General features: G+C 69.9%; 18 protein-coding genes. 12 read left to right on the top strand and 6 right to left on the bottom strand.

Features of this window, described 5'->3' with window-relative positions:
* Positions 1–220: 220 nt before the first annotated feature.
* Positions 221–421, bottom strand: coding sequence for a hypothetical protein (locus ACIBO8_RS23720; protein WP_396117447.1), 201 nt, complete (start codon positions 419–421; stop codon positions 221–223).
* A gap of 869 nt (positions 422–1,290) precedes the next feature.
* Positions 1,291–1,740 carry a hypothetical protein gene (locus tag ACIBO8_RS23715; RefSeq protein ID WP_396117446.1) on the bottom strand — a complete coding sequence of 150 codons (450 nt, stop codon included), beginning with the start codon at positions 1,738–1,740 and terminating at the stop codon, positions 1,291–1,293.
* Positions 1,741–1,800: 60 nt separating this feature from the next.
* On the opposite strand from ACIBO8_RS23715, the gene ACIBO8_RS23710 reads away from it, so the two are divergent.
* Positions 1,801–2,778 (top strand): helix-turn-helix transcriptional regulator, encoded by a 978-nt coding sequence (locus ACIBO8_RS23710; protein ID WP_396117445.1) that lies wholly within the window; start codon positions 1,801–1,803, stop codon positions 2,776–2,778.
* An 8-nt stretch (positions 2,779–2,786) separates the two neighbouring features.
* Here the strand turns inward: ACIBO8_RS23710 and ACIBO8_RS23705 are convergent, their stop codons facing one another.
* A complete protein-coding gene (locus ACIBO8_RS23705) occupies positions 2,787–3,806 on the bottom strand; it encodes a LacI family DNA-binding transcriptional regulator (protein ID WP_396117444.1) in 1,020 nt (339 codons plus the stop codon).
* Positions 3,807–4,149: 343 nt separating this feature from the next.
* Between ACIBO8_RS23705 and ACIBO8_RS23700 the strand changes: the two genes are divergently transcribed.
* Genes ACIBO8_RS23700 through ACIBO8_RS23685 form a run of 4 tightly spaced genes read left to right on the top strand, consistent with a single transcriptional unit; the run spans position 4,150 to position 9,742 of the window.
* Entirely contained in the window at positions 4,150–5,424 is a 1,275-nt protein-coding gene (locus ACIBO8_RS23700) for an extracellular solute-binding protein (RefSeq protein WP_396117443.1), read from the top strand.
* Positions 5,425–5,482: 58 nt separating this feature from the next.
* Positions 5,483–6,457 (top strand): carbohydrate ABC transporter permease, encoded by a 975-nt coding sequence (locus tag ACIBO8_RS23695; RefSeq protein ID WP_396117442.1) that lies wholly within the window; start codon positions 5,483–5,485, stop codon positions 6,455–6,457.
* On the top strand, positions 6,454–7,302 hold the full coding sequence (locus ACIBO8_RS23690) for a carbohydrate ABC transporter permease (RefSeq protein ID WP_396117441.1): 849 nt from the start codon (positions 6,454–6,456) through the stop codon (positions 7,300–7,302). The genes ACIBO8_RS23695 and ACIBO8_RS23690 overlap by 4 nt, the downstream gene beginning before the upstream one ends.
* Positions 7,303–7,348: 46 nt before the next feature.
* Complete coding sequence (locus ACIBO8_RS23685) at positions 7,349–9,742, top strand: glycosyl hydrolase 2 galactose-binding domain-containing protein (protein WP_396117440.1); 2,394 nt, start codon at positions 7,349–7,351, stop codon at positions 9,740–9,742.
* Between the two features lie 291 nt (positions 9,743–10,033).
* Here the strand turns inward: ACIBO8_RS23685 and ilvD are convergent, their stop codons facing one another.
* The gene (gene ilvD / locus ACIBO8_RS23680) at positions 10,034–11,881 is read right to left on the bottom strand and encodes a dihydroxy-acid dehydratase (RefSeq protein ID WP_396117439.1); all 1,848 of its coding nucleotides are present in this window, start codon (positions 11,879–11,881) and stop codon (positions 10,034–10,036) included.
* Positions 11,882–11,984: 103 nt separating this feature from the next.
* Here ilvD and ACIBO8_RS23675 point away from each other — a divergent pair, with 103 nt between their 5' ends.
* The 5 genes from ACIBO8_RS23675 to mpgS all read left to right on the top strand — a co-directional run bounded on the left by ACIBO8_RS23675 (position 11,985) and on the right by mpgS (position 19,337).
* Complete coding sequence (locus tag ACIBO8_RS23675) at positions 11,985–14,366, top strand: putative bifunctional diguanylate cyclase/phosphodiesterase (protein ID WP_396117438.1); 2,382 nt, start codon at positions 11,985–11,987, stop codon at positions 14,364–14,366.
* Positions 14,367–14,511: 145 nt separating this feature from the next.
* Positions 14,512–16,338 (top strand): acetolactate synthase large subunit, encoded by a 1,827-nt coding sequence (locus ACIBO8_RS23670; protein WP_396117437.1) that lies wholly within the window; start codon positions 14,512–14,514, stop codon positions 16,336–16,338.
* On the top strand, positions 16,335–16,856 hold the full coding sequence (gene ilvN, locus ACIBO8_RS23665; protein ID WP_364704832.1) for an acetolactate synthase small subunit: 522 nt from the start codon (positions 16,335–16,337) through the stop codon (positions 16,854–16,856). The genes ACIBO8_RS23670 and ilvN overlap by 4 nt, the downstream gene beginning before the upstream one ends.
* A 26-nt stretch (positions 16,857–16,882) precedes the next feature.
* On the top strand, positions 16,883–17,896 hold the full coding sequence (gene ilvC / locus ACIBO8_RS23660; RefSeq protein ID WP_396117436.1) for a ketol-acid reductoisomerase: 1,014 nt from the start codon (positions 16,883–16,885) through the stop codon (positions 17,894–17,896).
* A 178-nt stretch (positions 17,897–18,074) separates the two neighbouring features.
* The gene (mpgS, locus tag ACIBO8_RS23655; RefSeq protein ID WP_396117435.1) at positions 18,075–19,337 is read left to right on the top strand and encodes a mannosyl-3-phosphoglycerate synthase; all 1,263 of its coding nucleotides are present in this window, start codon (positions 18,075–18,077) and stop codon (positions 19,335–19,337) included.
* A gap of 7 nt (positions 19,338–19,344) precedes the next feature.
* Here the strand turns inward: mpgS and ACIBO8_RS23650 are convergent, their stop codons facing one another.
* Positions 19,345–20,313 carry a hypothetical protein gene (locus ACIBO8_RS23650; protein ID WP_396117434.1) on the bottom strand — a complete coding sequence of 323 codons (969 nt, stop codon included), beginning with the start codon at positions 20,311–20,313 and terminating at the stop codon, positions 19,345–19,347.
* 130 nt (positions 20,314–20,443) lie between these two features.
* Between ACIBO8_RS23650 and serA the strand changes: the two genes are divergently transcribed.
* Entirely contained in the window at positions 20,444–22,045 is a 1,602-nt protein-coding gene (serA, locus tag ACIBO8_RS23645) for a phosphoglycerate dehydrogenase (RefSeq protein WP_396117433.1), read from the top strand.
* 6 nt (positions 22,046–22,051) lie between these two features.
* On the opposite strand, the gene ACIBO8_RS23640 is transcribed toward serA, so the two are convergent.
* On the bottom strand, positions 22,052–22,387 hold the full coding sequence (locus ACIBO8_RS23640) for a hypothetical protein (RefSeq protein ID WP_396117744.1): 336 nt from the start codon (positions 22,385–22,387) through the stop codon (positions 22,052–22,054).
* A gap of 375 nt (positions 22,388–22,762) precedes the next feature.
* On the opposite strand from ACIBO8_RS23640, the gene ACIBO8_RS23635 reads away from it, so the two are divergent.
* Positions 22,763–23,791 carry a 3-isopropylmalate dehydrogenase gene (locus ACIBO8_RS23635; RefSeq protein ID WP_396117743.1) on the top strand — a complete coding sequence of 343 codons (1,029 nt, stop codon included), beginning with the start codon at positions 22,763–22,765 and terminating at the stop codon, positions 23,789–23,791.
* Positions 23,792–23,851 lie beyond the last annotated feature (60 nt).

The raw sequence follows: 23,851 nt of genomic DNA, 5'->3' as shown, positions 1-23,851 counted from the left end.
GCGCTCCCAGGCCTCGGACCGCGCCTTCGCGCTCGCAGGCTTGGGGTCTGCGCCTTCCCCCTCGAGGACACACGCTGCCCCGCGCTCTGCGCCCCGCGGTCGCAGGACGTCACGCTCGGGGAGCACGCGTTAATCGGTGCCTTCTCTGGGATCAGGACGGCGCGGCGCGGGAGATGCTCGCCGCCCGCCGCTTCTACACGAGATAAGCGGCGGGCGGATGCTACGAGGCGAGGTACTGCTGCAGAGCCAGCAGCAAGAAGGTAGCCGCGGAGAACGCGCCGCCGGCGGTGAGGATCGCCGTCGGCGGGTTCAACCCACCCAGCCAGGAAAGCAACCCGGCGGCGACCGCGATACCGGACGCGGTGAGCAGGATGAGAGCGAGCCATAGCGGCTTGGCGTCACTGCGGGGACTGTCACGCATGGGCACGGCTTTCTCGACGCACCTCACATCGGAGGTGCGCAGCATCGGCCGGGTTCCCACCAGCGTTGAGCGGGCGTACCGTTCTGAGTGGACCCGTACGAGCTGCAGGTTAAGGGCGGACTGGCAGAGAAGCCGGGAAGTAGCCTGGTCGCAGAAGGCCAGCTTCCCACCTGCCATGTGGACAGTTTCCGCCATGCAGACGCGTCTCGGGTGATCAAGTCGTCAACTGAGCACAGTGTGGGTAAGCGCGCAAAAGGCACCCGGCTGCGACCCCGGGTGCCTCCATTCCTGACTCGTCCGCCCAAAAACCAGACAGCTCAGGAGCCCGCCTTGAGTCGAGACTCAGCGGTGCAGACAGTAGAGCACGCCGGGGTGCATCATCGCCACACATCAACCTGCCATATCGCAGATTGCGTACAAGCCCACACTCTCTCCGGAATCCCCTGCTCAGACAGGCTCCCACAAGCGAGCGCACCCGCCAGGCCGGCTGCCACTACGGCCAGGGGCTTCGTCCCGGCGCGCCCGGCGCCGGCCGGGCGCACGGAGGCCTATCGGGACAGCCGCCGATCGCTAGCTTTCAGACACATACGGCCGGAGCGCCACCAAGACGCATCACCGGCCTCGAGCCTTAGGCGCGGATCACGGAGGGGCGAGAGCCCGGTGAGCGACCACTCGGGCTCAGCGGGCGGGATGGCGGGGCCTGGCAAGAAGGCCGTCCGCGGCTTGGCTTTGGTCCGACCAGGCCCGGCTTCGGCTCGGCCCGGGCGCGACTCGGGCCAGGCCCGGCGCCAACAGAGAATCCGCGGGGCCCGGCCCGCGCTCCCCGCGAACACGTCACACGACCGCCCGGGCCGGCCTGCGCGAACAGATCATGCGCGGGTGAATTCCATGACCCAGTTCGATTCCCAGGTCTTCCCGCCGTCCGCGGAGAATTCCTGTTCCCACCGGGCCGACGTCGGTGTGATGTCGGACCAGATGAAATGCGCTTTGATCGGCCTCCCGTCGTGGGTGTCGTCCCCGTAGAAGTCACCGCGACCGTCGGCGAACCTGCCCACCACCGGCGGGTACAGCAACCCCGTGCGGCTGCTCGCCCAGTAGATCGACCATTCCTCCCGCTCGATGTCGAACAGGCGCAAGGTGAAGCCCTGGCTGCCGAGCGTCGGGAAGGTGATCTCCTCGGTGTTCCCGCCGCCGCAGAAGATGGGCCGGCAGGTCGAGGTGCCGGGGAAGGTGTCCCACTCGTTGCTGCCGGCGAACAGCGTTCCGAGCCGGTGGTTGGAGATGTTCCAGGAGCCCGTGAGGAAGTCGAAGTCGTTCATGCGGTGATCTTGGGCGCCTACCCCTGACAACTTCTGTCAGGGGCTGACAGACTTTCGCGGATGCGTGCCAGTCGACTGCTGTCCCTGCTGCTGTTGCTGCAGAACCGGGGCCGGATGAGCGCCGCGCAGCTGGCGGGTGAGCTCGGCGTGACCGCGCGTACGGTCTACCGCGACGTCGAGGCGCTCTCCGCGGCGGGCGTACCGATCTTCGCCGAGCACGGACCGAGCGGCGGTTACGAGCTCATGGACGGTTACCGCACCCGGCTGACCGGGCTGACCGCCGGCGAGGCGGAGTCGCTGTTCCTGACCGGCCTGCCGCAACCGGCCGCCGACCTGGGCCTGGGCGCCCAGCTGGCCGCCGCCGAGCTCAAGTTGACGGCGGCGCTGCCGGTTCCGTACCGCGAGGCGTCGGCGCGTATCCGGCAGCGCTTCCACCTCGACGCTCCCGGCTGGTATCGCGAGCCCGACGCTGTGCCGCATCTGCTCGCCGTTGCCGACGCGCTGTGGCAGGACCAGGTCGTCGAGGTCGGTTATCGGCGCTGGTCGCCCCGGCCGGGTGAGGTGACGAGACGGCTGCACCCGCTGGGTCTCGTCCTCAAAGCGGGCGTCTGGTATCTGATCGCCGCAGGTCATGGCAGGCCGCGCGCGTACCGCGTCTCGGCGATCACGAGACTCCGGCCGCTGCCTGAGCACTTCGTCCGGCCGGACCGCTTCGACCTCGCGGCGTTCTGGCAAGAACATGTCCATCGGTACGAGGATGCCGAGACCGAGCAGGTCGCCACCGTACGGCTGACCGAGGCGGGCGTTGCCGCCCTGCGCGACGTCCTGGGCCCGAGGGCCGCACGGCTGGCGTTGCGTACCCTCACACCCGCCGGTCCGGACGGCTGGCAGCAGGCCACCATCCCGCTGGAGAATCTGCGCCATGCCGCCGGAACCCTCCTCCGGCTCGGCGCGGAGGTCCAGGTCCTCGCTCCCGCCCCGCTGGTCGCCCACATGACGACCACGATCCAGGCGATGGCGCGTCTCTATCGCGAGTGACGTGCGGATCAGGACTCGCGCGGCGGGGCGGTGCTTCCCCGCGGTGTCAGGTGGGCGGTGCCTTCCTCGACGTCCTGCACCGGCTCGCCCGCTATTGCCGCCAGGAGCTGGCGGGCCGCGTGCGCCCCGTACGCCGCGATGTCCCTGGTCAGCGCCGTCAGGGGCGGATGTACGAGCGAGCACAGCGGCGAGTCGTCCCACGCGACGATGGACAGGTCTCCCGGCACCGACAGGCCCATCTCCTGGGCTACCGACAGCCCCGCCACCGCCATCACGTCGTTGTCGTAGATGATCGCGGTCGGCCGCTCCGCGTTGATCAGCAGCCGGCGGGTCGCCCGGCCACCCTCCTCGCCCGTGTAGTCCGAGGGGACCGTGACCGCCTCGCTCAGGCCCAGGGACTCGCAGACCTCGGTGAACGCCTTGGTACGGGTACGCGTGTGCAGCAGGTCCGGCAGCCCGCCCACCCTGGCGATGCGGCGGTGCCCCAGCGCCATCAGGTAGCGGACCGCCTCGGTGATCGCGCCGGCGTCGTCGGACCAGAGCTGGGTGAGGTTGCCGGTGTCGCCGGGTCCGCCGATGACCACCGCCGGCAGTTGGAGCTCGTTGAGCACCGGGATGCGGATGTCGTTCTCCCGCAGGTCGGTGACGAAGACGCCGTCGACCCGGCGCTCGCCCCACCAGCGGCGGTAGACCTCGGTCTCGTTCTGCGGGGTGGCCACCACCTGGAGGGTGAGCGCGTACGAGCGGGCCGCGAGTTCCTGCTCGAAGCCGCTGATGAGACCCATGAAGAACGGCTCGATGCTGAGGATGCGCGCGGGGCGGCACAGCGTCAGCCCGACCGCACGGGCGCTGGCGCCGGACAGGGCGCGGGCGGCGCTGTTGGGGTTGAACCCGATCTCCCGGGCGATGGCGACGATGCGCTGGCGGGTCGCCTCGGAGACGCCGGGCTGGCCGTTGAGGGCGTACGACACCGCCCCTTTGGACACGCCGGCCCGCCGGGCGATGTCGGCGATCGTGGGCCGCTTCACTGCCTCGCCTTCCCTGCAGCCGTGGACGGTGTTTCTTCCTTGAAAGTGAACCGCTTCGGGAGAAACGGGCCGCACGCGGGTCCGCCTCGGAGAAATGCCTGCTGGAGCGCTCTCACGCTACCTCGCGCCGAAACTTTCGCCGCAAGGACCGTTAACTTGATCGGTTAAGTGTTGCAGCGCACATGACTGAAGCGCCAGGACCGAAGAGGAATTGCCCGATTTTACGAGGTAGGGACGCACGGATCATCGAGCTGAGACACGGTATTGACAGTGGATGTGACGGAGCATACGGTCACGACACTTATCCGGTTCAGTAGAAAGCTACCCCTCGGGTGGAGGAGTTATGACACGTTTCGGCAAGCGGGGAGCAGCGCTCGTCGTCGCCGGTGCGCTGGTGGTCTCGGGTTGCAGCGGTCAGAGCCTCGAAGGCGGCGGCGACAAGGCCGCCGACGGTCAGGTCACGCTGAAGGTCAACTTCTGGGGCGACATGGGCCTGGACAAGCTCAAGGCCGCGTACGAGAAGGACCACCCCAACGTCAAGATCGTGCTCAACTCGGGCGAGTACAACGCCCAGCACGAGGACCTGCAGAAGAAGCTCGTGGCCGGCACCGGCGCCCCGGACATCTCCGCGATCGACGAGGGCTTCATCGTGCAGTTCCGCGGCCAGGCCGACAAGTTCGTCAACCTCCTCGACAAGGGCGCCGGGTCGTACGAGTCGAAGTACCTGCCCTGGAAGTGGCAGCAGTCGCTGTCCGCCGACGGCAAGCAGATCGGCCTCGGCACCGACGTCGGCGGCCTGGCCATGTGCTACCGCACCGACCTGTTCAAGAAGGCCGGCCTGCCGACCGACCGCGATCAGGTGTCGAAGCTCTGGACCACCTGGGACGACTTCATCAACGTCGGCAAGACGTACGTGTCCAAGACCGGCAAGAAGTTCGTCGACTCCGGCACCAACATGTTCAACCCCGTGCTCGCGCAGCAGCCGCAGGGCTTCTACGACCAGCAGGAGCAGCTGCAGATGGAGGGCGGCCCCAAGGTCGCGTTCGACGTCAGCATGAAGACGATCCAGGCCGGGCTCTCCGCCAACCTCGCCAGCTTCCAGCCCAACTGGGACCAGGGGTTCAAGAAGGACCAGTTCGCCGTGCTGGCCTGCCCGGCGTGGATGCTCGGCCACATCCAGGACACCGCGCCCGAGCAGAAGGGCAAGTGGGACATCGCCACGATCCCCGGCGGCGGCGGCAACTGGGGCGGCTCCTGGTGGACGATCCCGAAGCAGGGCAAGAACGTCGACGAGGCGTACAAGTTCGTCGAGTGGATGATCCAGCCGCAGCAGCAGATCGAGGTCTTCAAGACCGTCGGCAACCTGCCCTCGCAGCCGGCGCTGTACAAGGACCCGGCGGTCCTGGACTACAAGAAGGAGTTCATGAGCAACGCGCCCACCGGGCAGATCTTCGCCTCGACCGCCGAGAACCTGAAGCCGCAGTACCTCGGAAAGAAGAACGGTCCCACCCGGGTCGCGGTCGAGAACGTCATCACGCGGGTCCAGCAGGGCTCGCTCGCCCCGGACAAGGCGTGGCCGGAGGCGGTCAAGGAGGCCCAGAAGGTCGCCGGCTCCTGATCGGACTGTGACCAGGTGGCGGCCTAGCCGGGCCGCCACCTGGGTGGAAGGAGTGGCCGTGTCCCTCACCCGCAACGCCCCGCCGGTCATCGGGCCGGCTCCGCACCCGCACCCGCCGGCCACGCCGCCGAGGGGCAAGCTGTGGTTCTACCGGTTCGACCTCAAGCGCACGCCGTACGTACTCATCTCGCCGTTCTTCATCTTCTTCGGCGTCTTCGGGCTCTTCCCGATCGTCTTCAACGGGGTCGTCGCCCTGCGGACCTGGCGCCTCGACGATCCGGACGCCGACGGGTGGGCCGGCTTCGCCAACTTCGAGCGGTTGCTGCACGACGAGGACTTCTGGAACGCGCTGGGCAACACGTTCGGCATCTTCGTCCTCTCCACCGTGCCGCAGCTGCTGATCGCGCTGATGGTGGCGAACCTGCTCAACCGCAAGCTGCGGGCCACGACCTGGTGGCGGGTCGGCGTGCTGGTGCCGTACGTGACCCCGGTCGCCGCCTCGACGCTCGTCTTCGCGGTGTTCTTCTCCCGCGACAACGGCCTGGCGAACTGGCTGATCGGAGAGCCGCTGGACTGGCGGGCCCAGAAGTGGAGCGCCTGGCTCGCCATCGCCACGATGGTCAACTGGAAGTGGATCGGCTACAACGCCCTGCTCTACCTCTCGGCCATGCAGGCGATCCCCAAGGACGTCTACGAGGCGGCCGCGGTCGACGGTGCCGGCCCGTGGCGGCAGTTGTGGCGGATCACCGTACCGATGATCCAACCGGTCCTGATCTTCACCGTGGTGCTGTCGACCATCGGCGGGCTCCAGCTCTTCAACGAGCCGATGCTCTTCGAGGAGAACCCGGCCGCGGCGACCGGCGGATCCGACGGCCAGTGGCAGACCATCGCGCAGCTCATCTACAAGGTCGGCTGGAAGGACCTCAACCTCGGGTACGCCGCCGCGATGTCCTGGGCGCTGTTCCTGATCATCCTCATCGTCGCGGCCCTCAACGCTTTCGTCACCAACCGTCTGGGAGGAGGCCGGCGATGACCACCGTGAGCGCACCCCAGGACACCCGGGGAACCTGGCGCACCTACCTGGCCCTGTCGGCGTTCCTGGCGATCTCGGCGTTCCCGCTCTACTGGATGTTCGTCATCGCCACCAGCACCGACGAGGCCGTCTCGCAGACCCCGCCGTCGGTCGTGCCCGGCGACCAGCTGCTGACCAACCTGCGTGAAGTCTTCACGATGCAGGACGTCTACTTCACCGCGTCTCTGATCAACAGCTTCATCGTCGCGGGCGTGGTGACCGCCTCGACGCTGTTCTTCTGCTCGCTGGCCGGGTTCGCCTTCGCCAAGCTGCGCTTCCGGGGCCGGGACCCGCTGATGGTCGTGGTGATCCTGACCCTGACCGTGCCCAACCAGCTCGGCGTGGTCGCGCTCTACATCCTGATGGGCAAGCTCGGTTGGAACGGCACCCTGCTCGCCGTCATCGCGCCGTTCCTGGTCAGCGCGTTCGGCGTCTTCTACATGCGACAGTTCATCCTGCACGCCGTACCCGACGAGCTGGTGGAGTCGGCCCGGATGGACGGCGCGCTGACGATGCGCATCTACTGGAGCATCGTGGTGCCCGCGATCCGTCCGGCGCTGGCGGTGCTCGGCCTGCTCACCTTCGTGGCGACGTGGAACGAGTTCCAGTGGCCGCTGATCACGTTGAACGGCACGGAGTTTCCCACCTCGATGGTCGCCCTCTCCGACCTCGCGAGCGGCAACTATGTGATCTACCGCCGGGTGCTGGCAGGCGCCTTCATGGCCACCGTTCCGTTGCTGGTTCTGCTTGTCGTGGGCGGGCGGCAGATCGTACGGGGAATCATGGAAGGTGCCGTCAAGTCCTGACTGAAGTTCCTTTCGGTTTTCCGCCGCGGGGGAAAGAGGGAGTCACGTGACCGCGTACCGACCGTTGCACGAGGGCTGGGTCCTGAGTGGTGGCGACGTCGAGGGCGTCGCCGCCACCGTGCCCGGCTGTGTGCACACCGACCTGCTCGCCGCCGGCCTCATCGACGATCCCTATCGGGACGACAACGAGAAGAAGCTCGCCTGGATCGGCCGCACCGACTGGGAGTACGCGACGACCTTCCGCCACGAGCAGGCACCGGGCCGGGTGGATCTCGTGTGCGACGGGCTCGATACCGTGGCCACGATCCTCCTCAACGGCGTGGAGCTGGGCCGCACCGCCAACATGCACCGCAGCTACCGGTTCGACGTCCGCGAGGCGCTGCGCGACGGCGACAACGAGCTGCGGGTGCGGTTCGGGTCCGCGTACAGCTATGCCGAGGCGCAGCGCGACCGGCTCGGCGACCGGCCCAACGCCTATCCCGAGCCCTTCCAGTTCATCCGCAAGACCGCGTGCAACTTCGGCTGGGACTGGGGACCCACGCTGGTCACCGCCGGCATCTGGCAGCCGATCGGCCTGCAGACCTGGTCGCGGGCGCGCCTGGCCGAGGTCCGGCCGCAGGTCACGGTGGACGGCGGCACCGGCACGGCCGAGGTCCGCGTCCGCATCGAACGCGACACCCCCGGGCCGGTCACCGTCGCCGCCGAGATCGCCGGCGAGCGGGTGGAGACCACCACCGAGGGCGGCGAGGCCGTCGTGACGGTCACCGTCGCGGATCCCGAGCTCTGGTGGCCCATCGGGTACGGCGACCAGCCCCGCTACGACCTCGACGTGACCCTGACCGGGGCGGGCGGCGAGCCGCTGGACTCGTGGAGCCGGAAAGTGGGCTTTCGCTCGGTCCGTGTCGACACCACCGCGGGTGGGTTCACCCTCGTCGTGAACGACCTTCCCGTCTTCGTCCGCGGCGTCAACTGGATCCCCGACGACGTCTTCGCCGACCGGGTCACCCCCGGACGGCTCGCCACCCGGTTCCGGCAGGCGGTCGACGCGAACGTCAACTACCTGCGGGTCTGGGGCGGCGGCCGCTACGAGTCCGGGGACTTCTACGACCTCGCCGACTCCCTCGGCCTCATGGTGGGGCAGGACTTCCTGTTCGCCTGCGCCGCGTACCCGGAGGAGGAGCCGTTCGCCACCGAACTGGCGGCCGAGGCCCGCGAGAACGTCGTGCGGCTGTCCCCGCACCCGAGCCTCGTGATGTGGACCGGCAACAACGAGAACATCTGGGGCCACGAGGACTGGGGCTGGAAACAGGACCTCGACGGCAGGACGTGGGGCGCCGGCTTCTATTTCGACCTGCTGCCCCGCATCGTCGCCGCCGAGGATCCCAGCCGGTTCTACTGGCCCGGCAGCCCCTGGTCCGGGCGGGAGGACAAGCATCCCAACGATCCCGCGTACGGCACCACGCACATCTGGGACGTCTGGAACACCGACGACTACACGAAGTACCGCGACTACCGCCCGCGGTTCGTGGCAGAGTTCGGCTACCAGGCGCCGCCCACGTACTCGACCCTGCGCCGCGCCCTGTCCGACGAGCCGCTCGCCCACGACTCACCCGGCATGCGGGCTCACCAGAAGGCCGCGGACGGCGACGCGAAGCTCCAGCGCGGACTGGACGCACACCTGCCGGCACCCCGCGACTTCGACGACTGGCACTACCTGACCCAGCTCAACCAGGCCCGCGCCCTGTCCCTGGGCATCGAACACTTCCGAGCCCTCCGCCCCCACTGCATGGGCACGATCATGTGGCAGCTCAACGACTGCTGGCCGGTCACCTCCTGGGCCGCGCTCGACGGCTACGGCCGCAAGAAGCCCCTCTGGTACGCCCTCCGCCGCTCGTACGCGCCCCGCCTCCTCACGCTGCAACCCCGCGACGGCGCCCCGGCACTCGTGGCGGTCAACGACTCCACCACCCCGTGGACGTTCTCGGCGACGGTGTCCCGCCGTACCCTCGACGGGGTCGTGGCAGCCCGAGCGGCGATCGGTGCAACCGTTGCACCCGGCTCGGCCACGACCCTGCCGATCCCGCCGGAAGTCGGCGAAGCCGGCGACGTGACGGGCGAGGTCCTGGTCGCGTCGGCGGAAGAGCAACGGGCCTGGTGGTTCTTCGCCGAGGACAAGGACATCGCCTGGCCGCCCGCAAAGTTCGACGCGACGGTGACGACAGCGGACGACGAGACCCGTGTGACGGTCACGGCACAGACCATCCTCCGTGACGTGACGTTGCAACCGGACCGCCTCGACCCGGCCGCCGAAGCCGATGAGGCGGTCGTGACCCTGCTACCGGGCGAGTCGGCGACGTTCCGCATCCGCGGCGCGCAGAACCTGGATCCGGGGGCGCTGACGACCCGGCCCGTCCTGCGCTGCGTCAACGACCTGGTGTGAGAGCGGCAATCTTGCGCCTGCCGATGGCAGCGCGAAGCTCTATGTAGCCGACCAGGTCCCTTCTCGCCGCGGTGCACGCATCAGCCGACGGCTTGTCACGATGATGTGGAGGGGCATGGCGTCCCTACCATCCTCGCAGTTCGACGAAGTGGTGTGACGGTTGCCCGCGTTTCCGGGTTCCTGCGGCCATGGGACTCGGCCGGGGACGGACGACCGGCCCGGTCACGCACGGAGCTCCGTGTGTGACCGGGCCGGTCGGTGATGCTTCTGTCTTCTCGTGTGCCCGTACTTTTACTCCGGAACCCGCCGGTAGGCGCCGTCGCTGGCGCTGGTGGCCATCGAGGCGTAGGCCCGCAGGGCCGCCGAGACCGGGCGCTGCCGATCCACCGGCGTGTACGGCTTCGGCCGGCGCTCCTCCTCGTGGCGGCGCTGGGCGAGCTCCTCGTCCGAGACGTTGAGCGTGATCGACCGGCCCGGGATGTCGATGGTGATCTCGTCGCCGGTCTGGACCAGGGAGATCAGGCCGCCGGATGCCGCTTCGGGGGAGATGTGGCCGATCGACAGGCCGGACGTGCCGCCGGAGAAGCGTCCGTCGGTGATCAGTGCGCAGGCCTTGCCGAGGCCGCGGCCCTTGAGGAAGGACGTGGGGTAGAGCATTTCCTGCATGCCGGGGCCGCCCCTGGGGCCCTCGTAGCGGATCACCACCACGTCGCCCTCGACGACCTGCTTGCCGAGGATGCCTTCGACCGCCGCGTCCTGGCTTTCGTAGACGCGGGCCGGGCCGGTGAATTTCCACAGGTCTTCGGAGACGCCGGCGGTCTTGACCACGCAGCCGTCCGGGGCGAGGTTGCCGAAGAGGATGGCGAGGCCGCCGTCGGCCGTGTACGCGTGCTCGACCGAGCGGATGCAGCCCTCGGCGGCGTCGGTGTCGAGGGTGGCCCAGCGGTTGGTGGTGGAGAACGGCTGCGTGGTGCGGACGCCGCCCGGGGCCGCGTGGAACAGTTCGAGGGCCTCCGGGCTGGGCGAGCCGCTGCGGATGTCCCAGGCGTTCAGCCAGGTGTCGAGGTCGGGGGAGTGCACGGCTCGTACGGTGGTCTTCAGCGCGCCGCCGCGGTGGAGTTCGCCGAGCAGGGCGGGGATGCCGCCGGCGCGGTGCACGTCCTCCATGTGGTACTTGACGCTGTTGGGGGCGACCTTGCTGAGGCAGGGCACCCGGCGGGAGACCGCGTCGATGTCCGCCACGCTGAAGTCGAGCTCGGCCTCGCGCGCCGCCGCCAGCAGGTGCAGGACGGTGTTGGTGGACCCACCCATCGCCACGTCCAGGGCCACCGCGTTCTCGAAGGCGTCGCGGCTCGCGATGCTGCGGGGCAGCACCGACGTGTCGTCGTTCTCGTAGTACTGCTTGGCGATGTCGACGATCAGCGCGCCGGCCTTCTCGAAGAGGGCCTTGCGGGAGGCGTGCGTGGCCAGCGTCGAGCCGTTGCCCGGCAGGGCCAGGCCGATCGCCTCGGTCAGGCAGTTCATCGAGTTGGCGGTGAACATGCCGGAGCAGGAGCCGCAGGTCGGGCAGGCCGAGCGCTCGATGGTGCTGAGCTGCTCGTCCGTGACGTTCTCGTTGGCGCTGGCCGACATGGCGTCGATCAGGTCGAGCTTCTCGTGCACGATGCCCTCGATGGCGACCGTCTTGCCGGCCTCCATCGGGCCGCCGGAGACGAACACCGTCGGGATGTTGAGCCGCAGGGCCGCGATGAGCATGCCCGGCGTGATCTTGTCGCAGTTCGAGATGCAGACCAGGGCGTCCGCGCAGTGCGCGTTGACCATGTATTCGACCGCGTCGGCGATCAGCTCCCTGCTGGGCAGGGAGTAGAGCATGCCGCCGTGACCCATGGCGATGCCGTCGTCGACCGCGATGGTGTTGAACTCGCGGCCCACGCCGCCCGCCTGGGCGACCGCGTCGGCCACGAGGCCGCCGAGGTCCTTGAGGTGCACGTGCCCGGGTACGAATTGGGTGAAACTGTTGGCGATCGCCACGATGGGCTTGCCGAAGTCGTCGTCGGTCATGCCGGTGGCGCGCCACAGGGCGCGCGCGCCGGCCATCGTCCGACCGTGGGTCGAGGTCCGGGAGCGCAGCTCAGGCATTACTACATAGTGCCACCGCCGGTAAGGACCGGGGGTGAACCGGCATCCAGGATGTCCATCCCTCGGGATACCGAAAATGTTCCGGGTACGGCAGAGTGTTCCCGTGCACTCACCGTCCGGCGTGGAGCTGGCCGGGCTGGCGAGCCTCGTGGTCGCGGTCCCGGCCGTGGCGTTGCTGGGGAATTCCGGTCGCCGGCACACGGGCGCCGCCCGTCGTGCCCACCTCATCCTGGCAGCGGGGGGCGCCGCGGTCACCGGCGCGGCGCTGGCCGGCCTGATCAGCGCGCTGTTCCTCGCGCACGACGCGATGGCCGACCACCGCCGCGCCCTCGGCCAGGCCGTCGCCGTCGCGATGGCGCTGGGCACCCTCACCCTGCTGGCGGGCACCCTGATGCTGCCCGGGGCCGCGGAGAACCGCCGTGCGGGCCTGCGGCACCTGCTCGACGGTCTGATCATCGCCGCGGCGCTCTGGTTCGTCGGCTGGGTCCTCGTCTGCGAGCCGACCCGCATCCTCGGCGCCAGCACCCCCATGGGGTGCGTCGCCCTCCTGCTGGGCGCCGGGGTGGCCACGGTCGCGCTCGGGCTCACCGCGGTCCTCGCCATGCACGCGCACCGGCCGAGGCAGGTCACCATCCGCGTCGCGGCGGGCGTCAGCCTGGTCTCCGTCGCGGCCAGCGGCCTGCCCGGCGGCATCTGCCAGGGCCGGCCCGGCTTCGTGCTGCTCAGCGCGGTGTTGCTGCCGGCCGGGCTCTTCGTGGTCGCGCACGCGGTGAAGGTGGCGGATCGGCCCGTCACGGTCACCGGCGACATCATCCAACGGGGTACGGGCTACGCGTTCGTCCCGATGGCGGCCATGGTTCTCGCCGGGACGTACCACCTTCTGGCGGGCGGGGACTTCGCCGGCTACGGCTTCCTCGGTGCCAGCGTCGAGGGTTTCGCGCTGGTCGGCCGGCAGTACCTCGCCCTCGGCGACGTGCGGAGCTACACGCTGCAGCTGCGCCAGCGGGAGGCGCATTTCCGTGAACTGGCCCACACCGATCCGCTGACCGGGCTGGCCAACCGCCGCGGCCTGGTCCGGGCCCTGCGCGAGCCGGCGCAGCAGGACCGCCCGCGCACGCTGGTCGGGCTCGACCTCGACGGCTTCAAGAACGTCAACGACATGCGCGGGCACGACGTCGGCGACGCGGTTCTCGCGGAGGTCGGTGAGCGGCTGCGTGCCAACCTGCGCGACGGCGACGTGGCGGCCCGGCTCGGCGGCGACGAGTTCGCGGTGCTCATGTGGGCCACGCCGGACGAGGCCATGGCGGCGGGCAAGCGGCTGCTCGCCGTGCTCGGCGAGCCGTACGAGACCGAGGACGGCTCGGTCTTCCTGTCGGCGAGCGTCGGCGTGGCGGGCTCACCGGCGCCGGGAGACACCGGCGAGCTGATGCGCGACGCCGACCTCGCCCTGCGGTACGCGAAGCAGCGCGGCAAGAACCGCGTCGAGCGCTACCAGAAGCGCTACGACGAGCTGCTGCGCCGGCACAGCGTGCTGGAGAACGAGCTGCGCCACGCCATCGACCGGCGCCAGCTCCGGCTCGTGTTCCAGCCGGTGGTCGCGCTGCCATCGGTACGCCCGGTCGGCGCCGAGGCCCTCCTGCGCTGGCACCACCCGGAGCTCGGCGCCGTACGCCCCGACGAGTTCATCCCGGTGGCCGAGGAGTCCGGCCTGATCGGCATGCTCGGCGCCTGGGTGCTGGACCAGGCGTGCGCCCAGCTGGCCAAGTGGCTCGCCGCGGGACACGACGTGTGGGTCTCGGTGAACCTCTCGCCCAAGGAGCTGCACGCCGCCGACTACGCCGGTCACGTGGCTGCCGTGCTGGACAAGTACGGCGTACCGCCGCAGCGGCTGGTGCTCGAGGTCACCGAGCACGCGGTCGCCACCGACATGGAGGAGCTGATCCGGCGGCTGGTCGAGCTGCGGTCGACCGGCGTACGGATCGCGCTGGACGACTTCGGCGCCGGGTATTCCTCGCTGGGGCAGCTGCGGAACCTGCCGGTGGACATCCTGAAGATCGACCATGCCCTGGTGGCGGAGCCGGAGTCCCGTACCGGCATGGCCGCGCCCCTGGTGGACGTCGTGGTGCGGCTCGGGCACCGGTTGGGCCTCGAGGTGCTCGCCGAAGGCATCGGCACCCCCGCCCAGCGCGAGGTCGTCGAGGAGGCGGGGTGCCGCCTCGGGCAGGGCTCGCTCTTCGGCTGGGGGGTGCCGGCCGAGCACCTGGAGGCGCAGCTGAGGACCGCCCGGTCGTCGGCGACGCGGCCGGTGCCGGTGCCGCGCCGCCGCCCGGCCAAGATCACTCCGAGCGCCCCGGCGCGGAGCCAGATCGTCATGCTGGGACCCGGGATGCGGCAGGTCCGGGCGGTGCTGCCGACCGATCCGGCCTTTTCGGGTGACCAAGATGTGAGATCAGTTGACGCACCACGTGAGATGGGGCAGTCTTAGCCGCATGTGTTCGTCGTTCCTCGTACTTAGTTGAGCGCGCTGCCCCCGAGCTTCTGGGCAGTGCGCTAGGTCCCGTGCGGAAGCACGAGGGCCTTTTTTGTTGCGCAGGATCGACATCGGAACCCGAACGAAGGTCTGAATCGCCATGACGAGACCCACGCCCGAGACCCTCGCCCACCGTGCCACCCCGGCCACCGTCGCGGCCGCGGCCGGCGCCGTAGCCGCGGTGTCGCCGACCCCGGTCAGCGGAGCCGGTTCGCTCGTGCGGTCGCTCGAGGCCCTCGGCGTCGAGGTGGCCTTCGGCATCCCCGGCGGGGCCATCCTGCCGGCGTACGACCCCCTCTACGACTCCAAGGTCCGGCACATCCTGGTGCGCCATGAGCAGGGCGCGGGGCACGCCGCCACGGGGTACGCCCAGGCCACGGGCAAGGTCGGCGTCTGCATCGCCACCTCCGGCCCGGGCGCGACCAACCTGGTCACGCCGATCGCCGACGCGTACATGGACTCGGTGCCGATCGTGGCCATCACCGGCCAGGTGGGCCGGCAGTACATCGGCACGGACGCCTTCCAGGAGGCGGACATCCAGGGCATCACGCTGCCGATCACCAAGCACAACTTCCTGATCCAGTCGGCCGAGGAGATCCCGCGCATCATGGCGGAGGCCTTCCACCTGGCCTCGACCGGCCGCCCGGGCCCGGTGCTCGTCGACATCCCGAAGGACGTGCTGCAGGCGCACACCTCCTTCTCCTGGCCGCCGACGCTGGACCTGCCCGGCTACCGGCCCACCCTGCACCCGCACGGCAAGCAGATCCGGGAGGCGGCCCGGCTGATCGCCGCGGCCAAGCGCCCGGTCCTGTACGTGGGCGGCGGCGTGCTCAAGGCCGGCGCCACCGACGGGCTGCGCAAGCTCGCCGAGGTGACCGGCATCCCGGTGGTCACCACGCTGATGGCCCTCGGCGCCTTCCCCGACTCGCACCCGCAGCACCTGGGCATGCCCGGCATGCACGGCACGGTTCCCGCCGTGTACGCGCTGCAGAAGTCCGACCTGCTGGTCACCCTCGGCGCCCGTTTCGACGACCGGGTCACCGGCAAGCTCGACTCCTTCGCCCCGGATGCCAAGGTCGTGCACGCCGACATCGACCCGGCCGAGATCGGCAAGAACCGGCACGCCGACGTCCCGATCGTGGGCGACGCGCGGCATGTCATCGACGAGCTGATCGCGGCCGTCTCCGGCACGGCCGCCGGCGCCTCCGCGTACGAGCCGTGGTGGGCGCAGCTCAACGACCTGCGCCAGCGCTATCCGCTCGGCTACGACGAGCCGACCGACGGCACCCTCGCCCCGCAGTACGTCATCGAGCGGATCGGCGAGCTGGTCGGCCCGGACGCGGTGTACGTGGCGGGCGTCGGCCAGCACCAGATGTGGGCGTCGCAGTTCATCAAGTACGAGAAGCCCGGCACCTGGCTCAACTCCGGCGGCGCCGGGACCATGGGCTACGCGGTGCCGGCGGCGATGGGCGCGAAGGTCGGCAAGCCCGGCACTCAGGTGTGGGCGATCGACGGGGACGGCTGCTTCCAGATGACCAATCAGGAGCTGGCGACCTGTGCCCTCGAGGGCATCCCCGTGAAGGTCGCGGTCATCAACAACGGCAACCTGGGCATGGTCCGGCAGTGGCAGACCCTGTTCTACGAGGGCCGCTACTCCAACACCGAGCTGGGCACCCACAAGCACCGCATCCCCGACTTCGTGAAGCTCGCCGAGGCGCTGGGCTGCGTCGGCATGCGCTGCGAGTCCAAGGCCGATGTGGACGCCACCATCAAGGCCGCCATGGAGATCAACGATCGCCCGGTGGTCATCGACTTCACGGTCGGCAAGGACGCCATGGTCTGGCCCATGGTGGCGGCCGGCACCAGCAACGACGAGATCATGTTCGCCCGGGACGTGCGCCCCACCTTCGACGAGGACGACCTGTGACTACCAACAAGCACACCCTCTCCGTGCTGGTCGAGAACAAGCCCGGCGTGCTCGCCCGGGTGAGCGGCCTCTTCTCGCGGCGGAGCTTCAACATCGACTCGCTGGCGGTGGGCGAGACGGAGAACCCGGACGTCTCCCGCATCACGATCGTGGTCAACGCCGACTCCTCACCCCTGGAGCAGGTGACCAAGCAGCTCAACAAGCTGGTGAACGTCCTGAAGATCGTCGAGCTGGACCCGCAGCAGTCGGTCCAGCGCGAGCTCCTGCTGGTCAAGGTGCGCGCCGACCGTGCGGTGCGCGGGCAGGTGCTCGAGACGGTCGAGCTCTTCAGGGCGAAGGTGATCGACGTCGCACCGGACACCCTCACGATCGAGGCGACCGGCAATCCCGACAAGCTGGACGCGCTGCTGCGCGACCTCGAGCCGTTCGGCATCAAGGAGATGGTGCAGTCCGGCCTCGTGGCCATCGGCCGCGGCTCCCGTTCCATCACCACCGGCCCGGCGCTGCGCGCCGCCTGAGTTCTGTCCTATCTCGAGAGGAAGTCATGACCGCGGAAACGTTCTACGACGACGACGCCGACCTGTCCATCATTCAGGGCCGCAAGGTCGCCGTCATCGGGTACGGCAGCCAGGGGCACGCCCACTCGCTGTCGCTGCGCGACTCGGGCGTCGACGTGGTGGTCGGCCTGCAGGAGGGCTCGAAGAGCCGGGCCAAGGCCGAAGAACAGGGCCTGCGGGTGATGACCCCGGCCGAGGCGTCCGCCTGGGCCGACGTGATCATGGTGCTGGCGCCGGACACCGCGCAGCGCAAGATCTACACCGAGTCGATCGCCCCGAACCTGACCGCCGGCAAGGCGCTCTTCTTCGGGCACGGCCTCAACATCCGCTTCGAGCTGATCAAGCCCCCGGCGGACGTGGACGTCGCGATGGTCGCTCCGAAGGGCCCGGGTCACCTGGTCCGCCGCCAGTACGTGGACGGCAAGGGCGTGCCCGCCCTCATCGCCGTGGAGCAGGACGCCACCGGTGGCGCCCAGGCGCTCGCCCTGTCGTACGCGAAGGCGATCGGCGGCACCCGCGCCGGCGTCATCAAGACGACGTTCAAGGAGGAGACGGAGACCGACCTCTTCGGCGAGCAGGCGGTGCTCTGCGGCGGCACGGCCGCGCTGGTGCAGACCGGCTTCGAGGTGCTCACCGAGGCCGGGTACGCGCCGGAGATCGCGTACTTCGAGTGCCTGCACGAGCTGAAGCTCATCGTCGACCTCATGTACGAGGGCGGGATCTCGCGGATGCGGTACAGCGTCTCGGACACCGCGGAATTCGGTGACTACGTCAGCGGCCCGCGCGTGATCAACGCGTCGGTCAAGGAGGAGATGAAGAAGATCCTCGCCGAGATCCAGTCGGGCGAGTTCACCCGGACGCTGATCGCGGACGACGAGGCGGGCGGCCAGCGCCTTCAGCAGTACCGCAAGGAGGGCGCCGAGCACCCGATCGAGGTGACCGGCAAGAAGCTGCGCGACATGATGAGCTGGGTCGACCGGCCGATCACGGAAACGGCCTGACACCACGTCGCTGAACGCCGGATCAGGGGCCTGGCGAGGCCTCCTGGTCCGGCGTTCTCCGTCATCATTCGATTACCGGAAACGTGCGCGTTACGTCCCGCTTACCTACTCGGCGTCACCGGCGAATTGTGCAGGGTTAAGGCGCTTGCGGGTGGTGTGGAACAGGTAGCCTCGCCGCATGCGACTGGCTGATTCTTTCCGGAGTGAGCGCTTCGGCGCGGTCCGGATTCACGAGCTGCAGAGGGTGATCGAGCTCGACTCGGGCGCCGTGCACGACACCGGCCGGCCCGCTTTTTCCGCTGGTAGCCGGGTGGTGGCACCGGAGGCATTGCGGGCTGTCGAGTCGCAAATGGTAATCGTCATCCCATGCATGAATGAGACACGAAGCGTCATCGAAGGAGTGCTCTCCGGAATTCCGCACGACTGTCTCATTGTGCTGATCTCCAACAGCGACAAGCTGCCGGTGGACCGGTACGAGATCGAGGCGCAGACCCTCGAACAGTTCTGCCGCCTCGCCGGCCGCTCCGCGATCGCCGTCCACCAGAAGGACCCGGGCCTCGCCGCGGCCTTCAAGGCGGCCGGGATGGCGGAACTCATCGGCGACGACGGGCTCGTGCGCAACGGCAAGGGCGAAGCCATGCTGATCGGCATGGCCGTCGCCGCGATGACCGGCCGTGGTTACCTCGGCTACGTCGACGCGGACAACTACGTGCCGGGCGCCGTCCACGAATACTGCAAGGCGTACGCGGCGGGCCTGCACCTGGCCGACAGCCCGTACTCGATGGTCCGGATCTCCTGGCACTCCAAGCCGAAGCTCCGCGACGGGCGCCTGTTCTTCAGCCGTAAGGGCCGCAGCTCACAGATCACCAACGAGTGGCTCAACCGCTTCCTCGCCGAGTACTCGGGCTTCGGCACCGAGGTCATCGCGACCGGCAACGCGGGTGAGCACGCCATGAGCCTGGAGCTGGGCCTGAAGCTGCGGCTCGCCGGCGGTTTCGCCGTCGAACCGTACGAGTACATGGACATGTTCGAGCAGTTCGGCGGCGTCCTGGAGAGCAACGAGCCGGACGTGATGGCGGGCTCGGTGCCGGTGCTGCAGATCGAGACCCGCAACCCGCACTTCCACGACAACAAGGGTGAGGAACACGTGCAGGGCATGCGCATGCAGGCCTTGAACGTGGTCTACCACTCGCCGGTGACGCTGCCGGCGGTGCGGCAGGCCATCGTCGACTTCATGGTGGCGGAGGGAGCGCTCGGGGTAGGGGAGGAGCCGCCGCGGGAGCGCGTCTACCCGCCGGTGGGCAGCCTGGACCTGGAGCTGCTGTACGACGGGCTGGACGCGGAGGCGCAGACGTTCCGGCAGTTCGACGGCCGGGCTTCGGCGGGGCTGCCTCCGATTCCCCCGATCGCCCGCGGGTCGATCCCGCACGCTCGCGTGTAACCGCCCGTCAGGGGGCGGCCGGAGGTGCGCTGTTCGGCCTGTCCGATGTGGCCGGCTCCGAGGTCGATACCGACGCCGGTGCCGGCGGGGTGGCGGTGCGAATCTGCTCGGTAGGGGCATGCTGGGCGGCCGCGTGCGGGGGTCCGGAGTGCGGCACCTGCGGCGCCTCGCTCGGCGGGTTCTGCTGCGCCCCCGGCATGGGCGGCGCGGAGGCCGGCGTCGCCTGGGCCGGCCACGTCGCAGCGGGCCACGGCTGGTTCACGGACGGCATCGCCGGGGGCATCCCCGGCTGACCCGGGTAATGGCCTGGGTAGGGCATCGCTGGCTGACCCGGATACGGCATTGCCGGCTGACCGGGCTGAACCGGCTGACCAAGCTGGGCCGGATACGGCTGCGGCTGGTGGGGCGGCCCGTAGTGCGGCCCCGGCCACGGCTGACCCTGCTGGGGCGGTTGCCAGGGCTGGATCAACGGCGCCGCCTCCGGGGTGGCCAGGTCGTGCAGCCAATCCTTCTCGGCCTGGGCCCAGACTCGCCGGGCCGCCAGGTAGAGCGGGCTCTGACCCATCAGCGCCGGCAGGGTGGTGCCCAGGCCCACAGCGAGCGCGAGCAGGCCCACCCGCACACCGTCGGTGTCCGCCATGACGCCCTGGGCCAGGCAGATCAGGCCGGCCAGCACGGTGAGGCCGCCGACGATCATCGGCCCGACGGTGTTGCCGTTGCGGGCGAACGACCAGGCCGTCGCGGCGACCAGCACGGCCGCGATCGCGATCAGGGCCGTGCCGAGGCCCTCGGCCGCCGCCTCACCGACCTCGTCGCGGTAGATGCCGGAGGGGACCAGCGTCGCGATCGCCCCGACGAAGAGCAGCAGGGCGAGCAGGACGAGGAACGACGTCGTCACGGCGACCCCGAACGGCACGCGGCGCGGCGGCTCGGGCACCACCGGCGCGGAGTCTTCGTCTTCGGGGGTCGTCGTCATGCGTGGCAGGTTAGCGGCCGGGTCCGACATCACGCGGGCCGCCGGCCGCGGTTACGAATGTGTGATGGCCGTCACGCCGCTGTGACATGGGGCGGGCATACGATCGCGGCAGCCTGCGAGATGGAGACGCATGACTCCCGTCGTACTGATCGCTGAGGAACTTGCCCCTGCCGCTCTCGACGTGCTCGCTCATGATTTCGACGTGCGCCATGTGGACGGCGCCGACCGGGCCGGGCTGCTCGCCGGGCTGGCCGACGCCGACGCGATCATCGTGCGGAGCGTGACGCGGGTCGATGCGGAGGCCATCGCCGCGGCGCCCCGGCTCAAGGTCGTCGCGCGGGCCGGCGTCGGGCTGGACAATGTCGACGTGCCCGCCGCCACGGCGCGCGGGGTCATGGTCGTCAACGCGCCGACGTCGAACATCGTCTCGGCGGCGGAGCAGGCGATCGCCCTGTTGCTGGCGGTGGCCCGCAACACCGCGAGCGCGAGCACGGCGCTGAAGCGGGGCGAGTGGAAACGCGCGAAGTACACCGGTGTGGAGCTGCAGGGCAAGACGGTCGGCGTGGTCGGGCTGGGGCGCATCGGCGTGCTGTTCGCCCAGCGCATGGCCGCGTTCGGGACGCGGCTGATCGCGTACGACCCGTACATCCAGCCCGCCCGGGCGGCACAGCTGGGCGTGCGGCTGGTCGGGCTCGACGAGCTGCTGCGGGAGAGCGACTTCATTTCCGTGCACTTACCGCGTACCCCCGAGACCTTGGGTTTGATCGGTGAGAAGGAGCTCGCGACCGTCAAGCCGGGCGTGCGCATCGTGAATGCCGCCCGTGGCGGCCTGATCGACGAGCGGGCGCTGGCCGACGCGCTGGCGGACGGCCGCGTGGCGGGCGCGGGCCTCGACGTCTTCACCACCGAGCCGATCACGGCGTCACCGCTGTTCGCGTTCGACAACGTGGTGGCGACGCCACATCTGGGCGCGTCCACGGTGGAGGCGCAGGACAAGGCCGGCCTGTCGGTGGCGCGCAGCGTCAAGCTCGCCTTGCAGGGCGAGTTCGTGCCCGACGCCGTCAACGTGCAGGCCGGCGGCGTCGTCGACGAGGACGTGCGGCCCCTGCTGCCGTTGGCGGAGCGCCTGGGCAAGGTTTTCACCGCGGTGGCGGGCGGCATCGCGGCGAGCGTGACGGTCGAGGTGCGTGGCGAGATCGCGTCGCACGACGTCACGGTGCTCAAGCTGGCGGCGACCAAGGGGCTCTTCACCTCGGTCGTCGAGGAGCAGGTCACCTACGTCAACGCCCCGCAGCTGGCGGCGGATCGCGGCGTCGAGGTCGAGCTCGTGGTCTTCGACGAGGAGTCGGACCATCACAACCTCGTCACGGTACGCGGAGCGCTCCCCGATGGCCGCCGCGTGACCATCACGGGTACGGTCCACAGCGCCGGCGGCCGTGACTCGCGGAAGCTGACCGGGATCGACGAGTTCGACCTGGAGCTCGACGCCGAGGGTGTGCTGCTCTTCTTCCGCTACGCCGACCGGCCCGGCATCGTCGGCGCGATCGGCTCCATCCTGGGCGAGGCGGGCGTCAACATCGCGGCCATGCAGGTGGCCCGCCGGGAGGCCGGCGGCGAGGCCCTGATGGCGCTGACCGTGGACTCGTCGGTGGACGCGGAGCTGCTGTCCACGGTGGCTACGACGATCGGTGCGACCAAGGGAAGCATCGCGGACCTGCGCGACGAGGACTGACGCCGGTCAGCGGGCCTTCACCGGCGGCGGGTAGACGGTGCCGTCCTGGAGGTCGAGCAGGTCGAGGTTCAACTCGCCGGCGAGGCGTTCGATCGTCTCCAGCACCTCGTCGGCGCAGTTCTCGTCCAGCCGCATCTGGATGTGGTCCGCGGCGGCGTGCAGCGGTGCGCTCGCCCAGGGGGAACCGCCCAGCGACGCGTGCGGCCCGCGGTCGGGGTACGTGCTGGTCAGTGCGTCATAGAAGGCGACGACGCGGGGGTCGGCGGGGCGTTGCGGATGCTCGCCGCGCGCACACCGCTCGTTGGCGGCACGCACGTCGTCCGGCATGTCCGCGTTGTCCATGGCCCACACCACGAGGTCGAAACTCACCGGCGCATGGTGCCATACCGGTGGGCGTTGGATCCCATTGTCGCGCCGACACGCGGGGGATGCGTCTTGCGCGACATTAGTCCGCATCGCTAGCGTTGGTCCTTGCCGCGCGGGGCCTGCGGGCGTGTCTTCGGGTGACACTTCTGTGGCTGTTCCGTGCGGTTATGCACCCCGGCGGGCGCGAGCCACGCGTTTTCGTCGTGACAGCCCCCGCGATCGTTGCCGCGATCCGCGGGGGTTGTTCGCGTCCGGCGTCCCTTCATCCACAGTCTGGGACCGGCGTACCGGAGACCGGGACGCCTCGGTAGGCTCGTCCAGGTCGGACCGATCGAGGGAGTGGACGTGACGGTGGCGCGGATCGCGGTGGTGGCCGGCGACGGCATCGGGACCGAGGTGACCGCGCAGGCCCGCAAGGTGATCGAGGTCGTCCTTCCCGGCGCCGAGTACCAGGAGTACGACCTGGGCGCCCGCCTCTACAACCGCACCGGCGAGGTGCTGCCCCGGTCGGTCGAGGACGAGCTCGCGGGCCACGACGCCATCCTGCTCGGTGCCATCGGCGACCCCAGCGTCCCGCCGGGCGTCCTCGAGCGCGGGCTGCTGCTCAAGCTCCGCTTCGACTTCGATCAGTACGTCAACCTGCGCCCCTCGCGGCTGTGGCCCGGCACCACCAGCCCGCTGGCCGGCCTCAAGCCCGGCGAGATCGACATGGTCGTCGTCCGGGAGGGCACCGAGGGGCTGTACGTCGGCGCCGGCGGCGTTCTGCACCGCGACACGCCCGCCGAGATCGCCACCGAGGAGAGCCTCAACACCCGGCACGGCGTCGAGCGGGTCGTGCGGGACGCCTTCGCGCGGGCGCAGCGCCGCGAGCGCCGCCATCTGACCCTGGTGCACAAGACCAACGTGCTCACCCACGCCGGCGGGCTGTGGTCGCGCACCTTCCAGGCGGTGGCCGCCGAGTTCCCCGACGTCACGACCGAATACCAGCACGTCGACGCCGCGAGCATGTTCATGGTGAGCAACCCGCAGCGCTACGACGTCATCGTGACCGACAACCTCTTCGGTGACATCCTCACCGACATCGCCGCTGCCGTGACCGGCGGCATCGGCATGGCCGCCAGCGGCTCCGTCAACCCGGAGCGCGCGTACCCGTCGACGTTCGAGCCGGTGCACGGATCCGCGCCCGACATCGCCGGCCAGGGCATCGCCGACCCGGCTGCCGCCATCCTCTCCGCCGCCCTGCTCCTCGAGCACCTCGGGCATCCGGACGAGGCCCGCCGAGTATCCGAGGCGGTCGCGGCCGAGGTCGCCTCCCGTACGCCGGGGGCCCCGCTGCGCACCGCCGAGGTCGGAGACCGGGTCGCCGCCGTACTCGCCTGATTCCTGCGGCGAGCGTCGGCGGTCAGGGCCGCCGACGAGGGAAATGTGCGACAAATGCGC

The sequence above is a fragment of the Actinoplanes sp. NPDC049681 genome (assembly GCF_044465265.1).
GTDB lineage: Bacteria > Actinomycetota > Actinomycetes > Mycobacteriales > Micromonosporaceae > Actinoplanes.
The sequence above is the reverse complement of the archived record's forward strand: the minus strand, read 5'-3'. Positions and strand labels throughout refer to the sequence as shown.

Excerpts from the sequence above, each read along its gene's own strand:
- serA (WP_396117433.1), top strand. The coding sequence starts at position 20,444 with ATGACTCCCGTCGTACTGATCGCTGAGGAACTTGCCCCTGCCGCTCTC.
- ACIBO8_RS23715 (WP_396117446.1), bottom strand. The coding sequence starts at position 1,740 with ATGAACGACTTCGACTTCCTCACGGGCTCCTGGAACATCTCCAACCAC.
- ACIBO8_RS23640 (WP_396117744.1), bottom strand. The coding sequence starts at position 22,387 with ATGGACAACGCGGACATGCCGGACGACGTGCGTGCCGCCAACGAGCGG.
- ilvC (WP_396117436.1), top strand. The coding sequence starts at position 16,883 with ATGACCGCGGAAACGTTCTACGACGACGACGCCGACCTGTCCATCATT.
- ACIBO8_RS23710 (WP_396117445.1), top strand. The coding sequence starts at position 1,801 with ATGCGTGCCAGTCGACTGCTGTCCCTGCTGCTGTTGCTGCAGAACCGG.
- ACIBO8_RS23700 (WP_396117443.1), top strand. The coding sequence starts at position 4,150 with ATGACACGTTTCGGCAAGCGGGGAGCAGCGCTCGTCGTCGCCGGTGCG.
- ACIBO8_RS23690 (WP_396117441.1), top strand. The coding sequence starts at position 6,454 with ATGACCACCGTGAGCGCACCCCAGGACACCCGGGGAACCTGGCGCACC.
- mpgS (WP_396117435.1), top strand. The coding sequence starts at position 18,075 with ATGCGACTGGCTGATTCTTTCCGGAGTGAGCGCTTCGGCGCGGTCCGG.
- ACIBO8_RS23650 (WP_396117434.1), bottom strand. The coding sequence starts at position 20,313 with ATGACGACGACCCCCGAAGACGAAGACTCCGCGCCGGTGGTGCCCGAG.
- ilvD (WP_396117439.1), bottom strand. The coding sequence starts at position 11,881 with ATGCCTGAGCTGCGCTCCCGGACCTCGACCCACGGTCGGACGATGGCC.
- ACIBO8_RS23670 (WP_396117437.1), top strand. The coding sequence starts at position 14,512 with ATGACGAGACCCACGCCCGAGACCCTCGCCCACCGTGCCACCCCGGCC.
- ACIBO8_RS23720 (WP_396117447.1), bottom strand. The coding sequence starts at position 421 with ATGCGTGACAGTCCCCGCAGTGACGCCAAGCCGCTATGGCTCGCTCTC.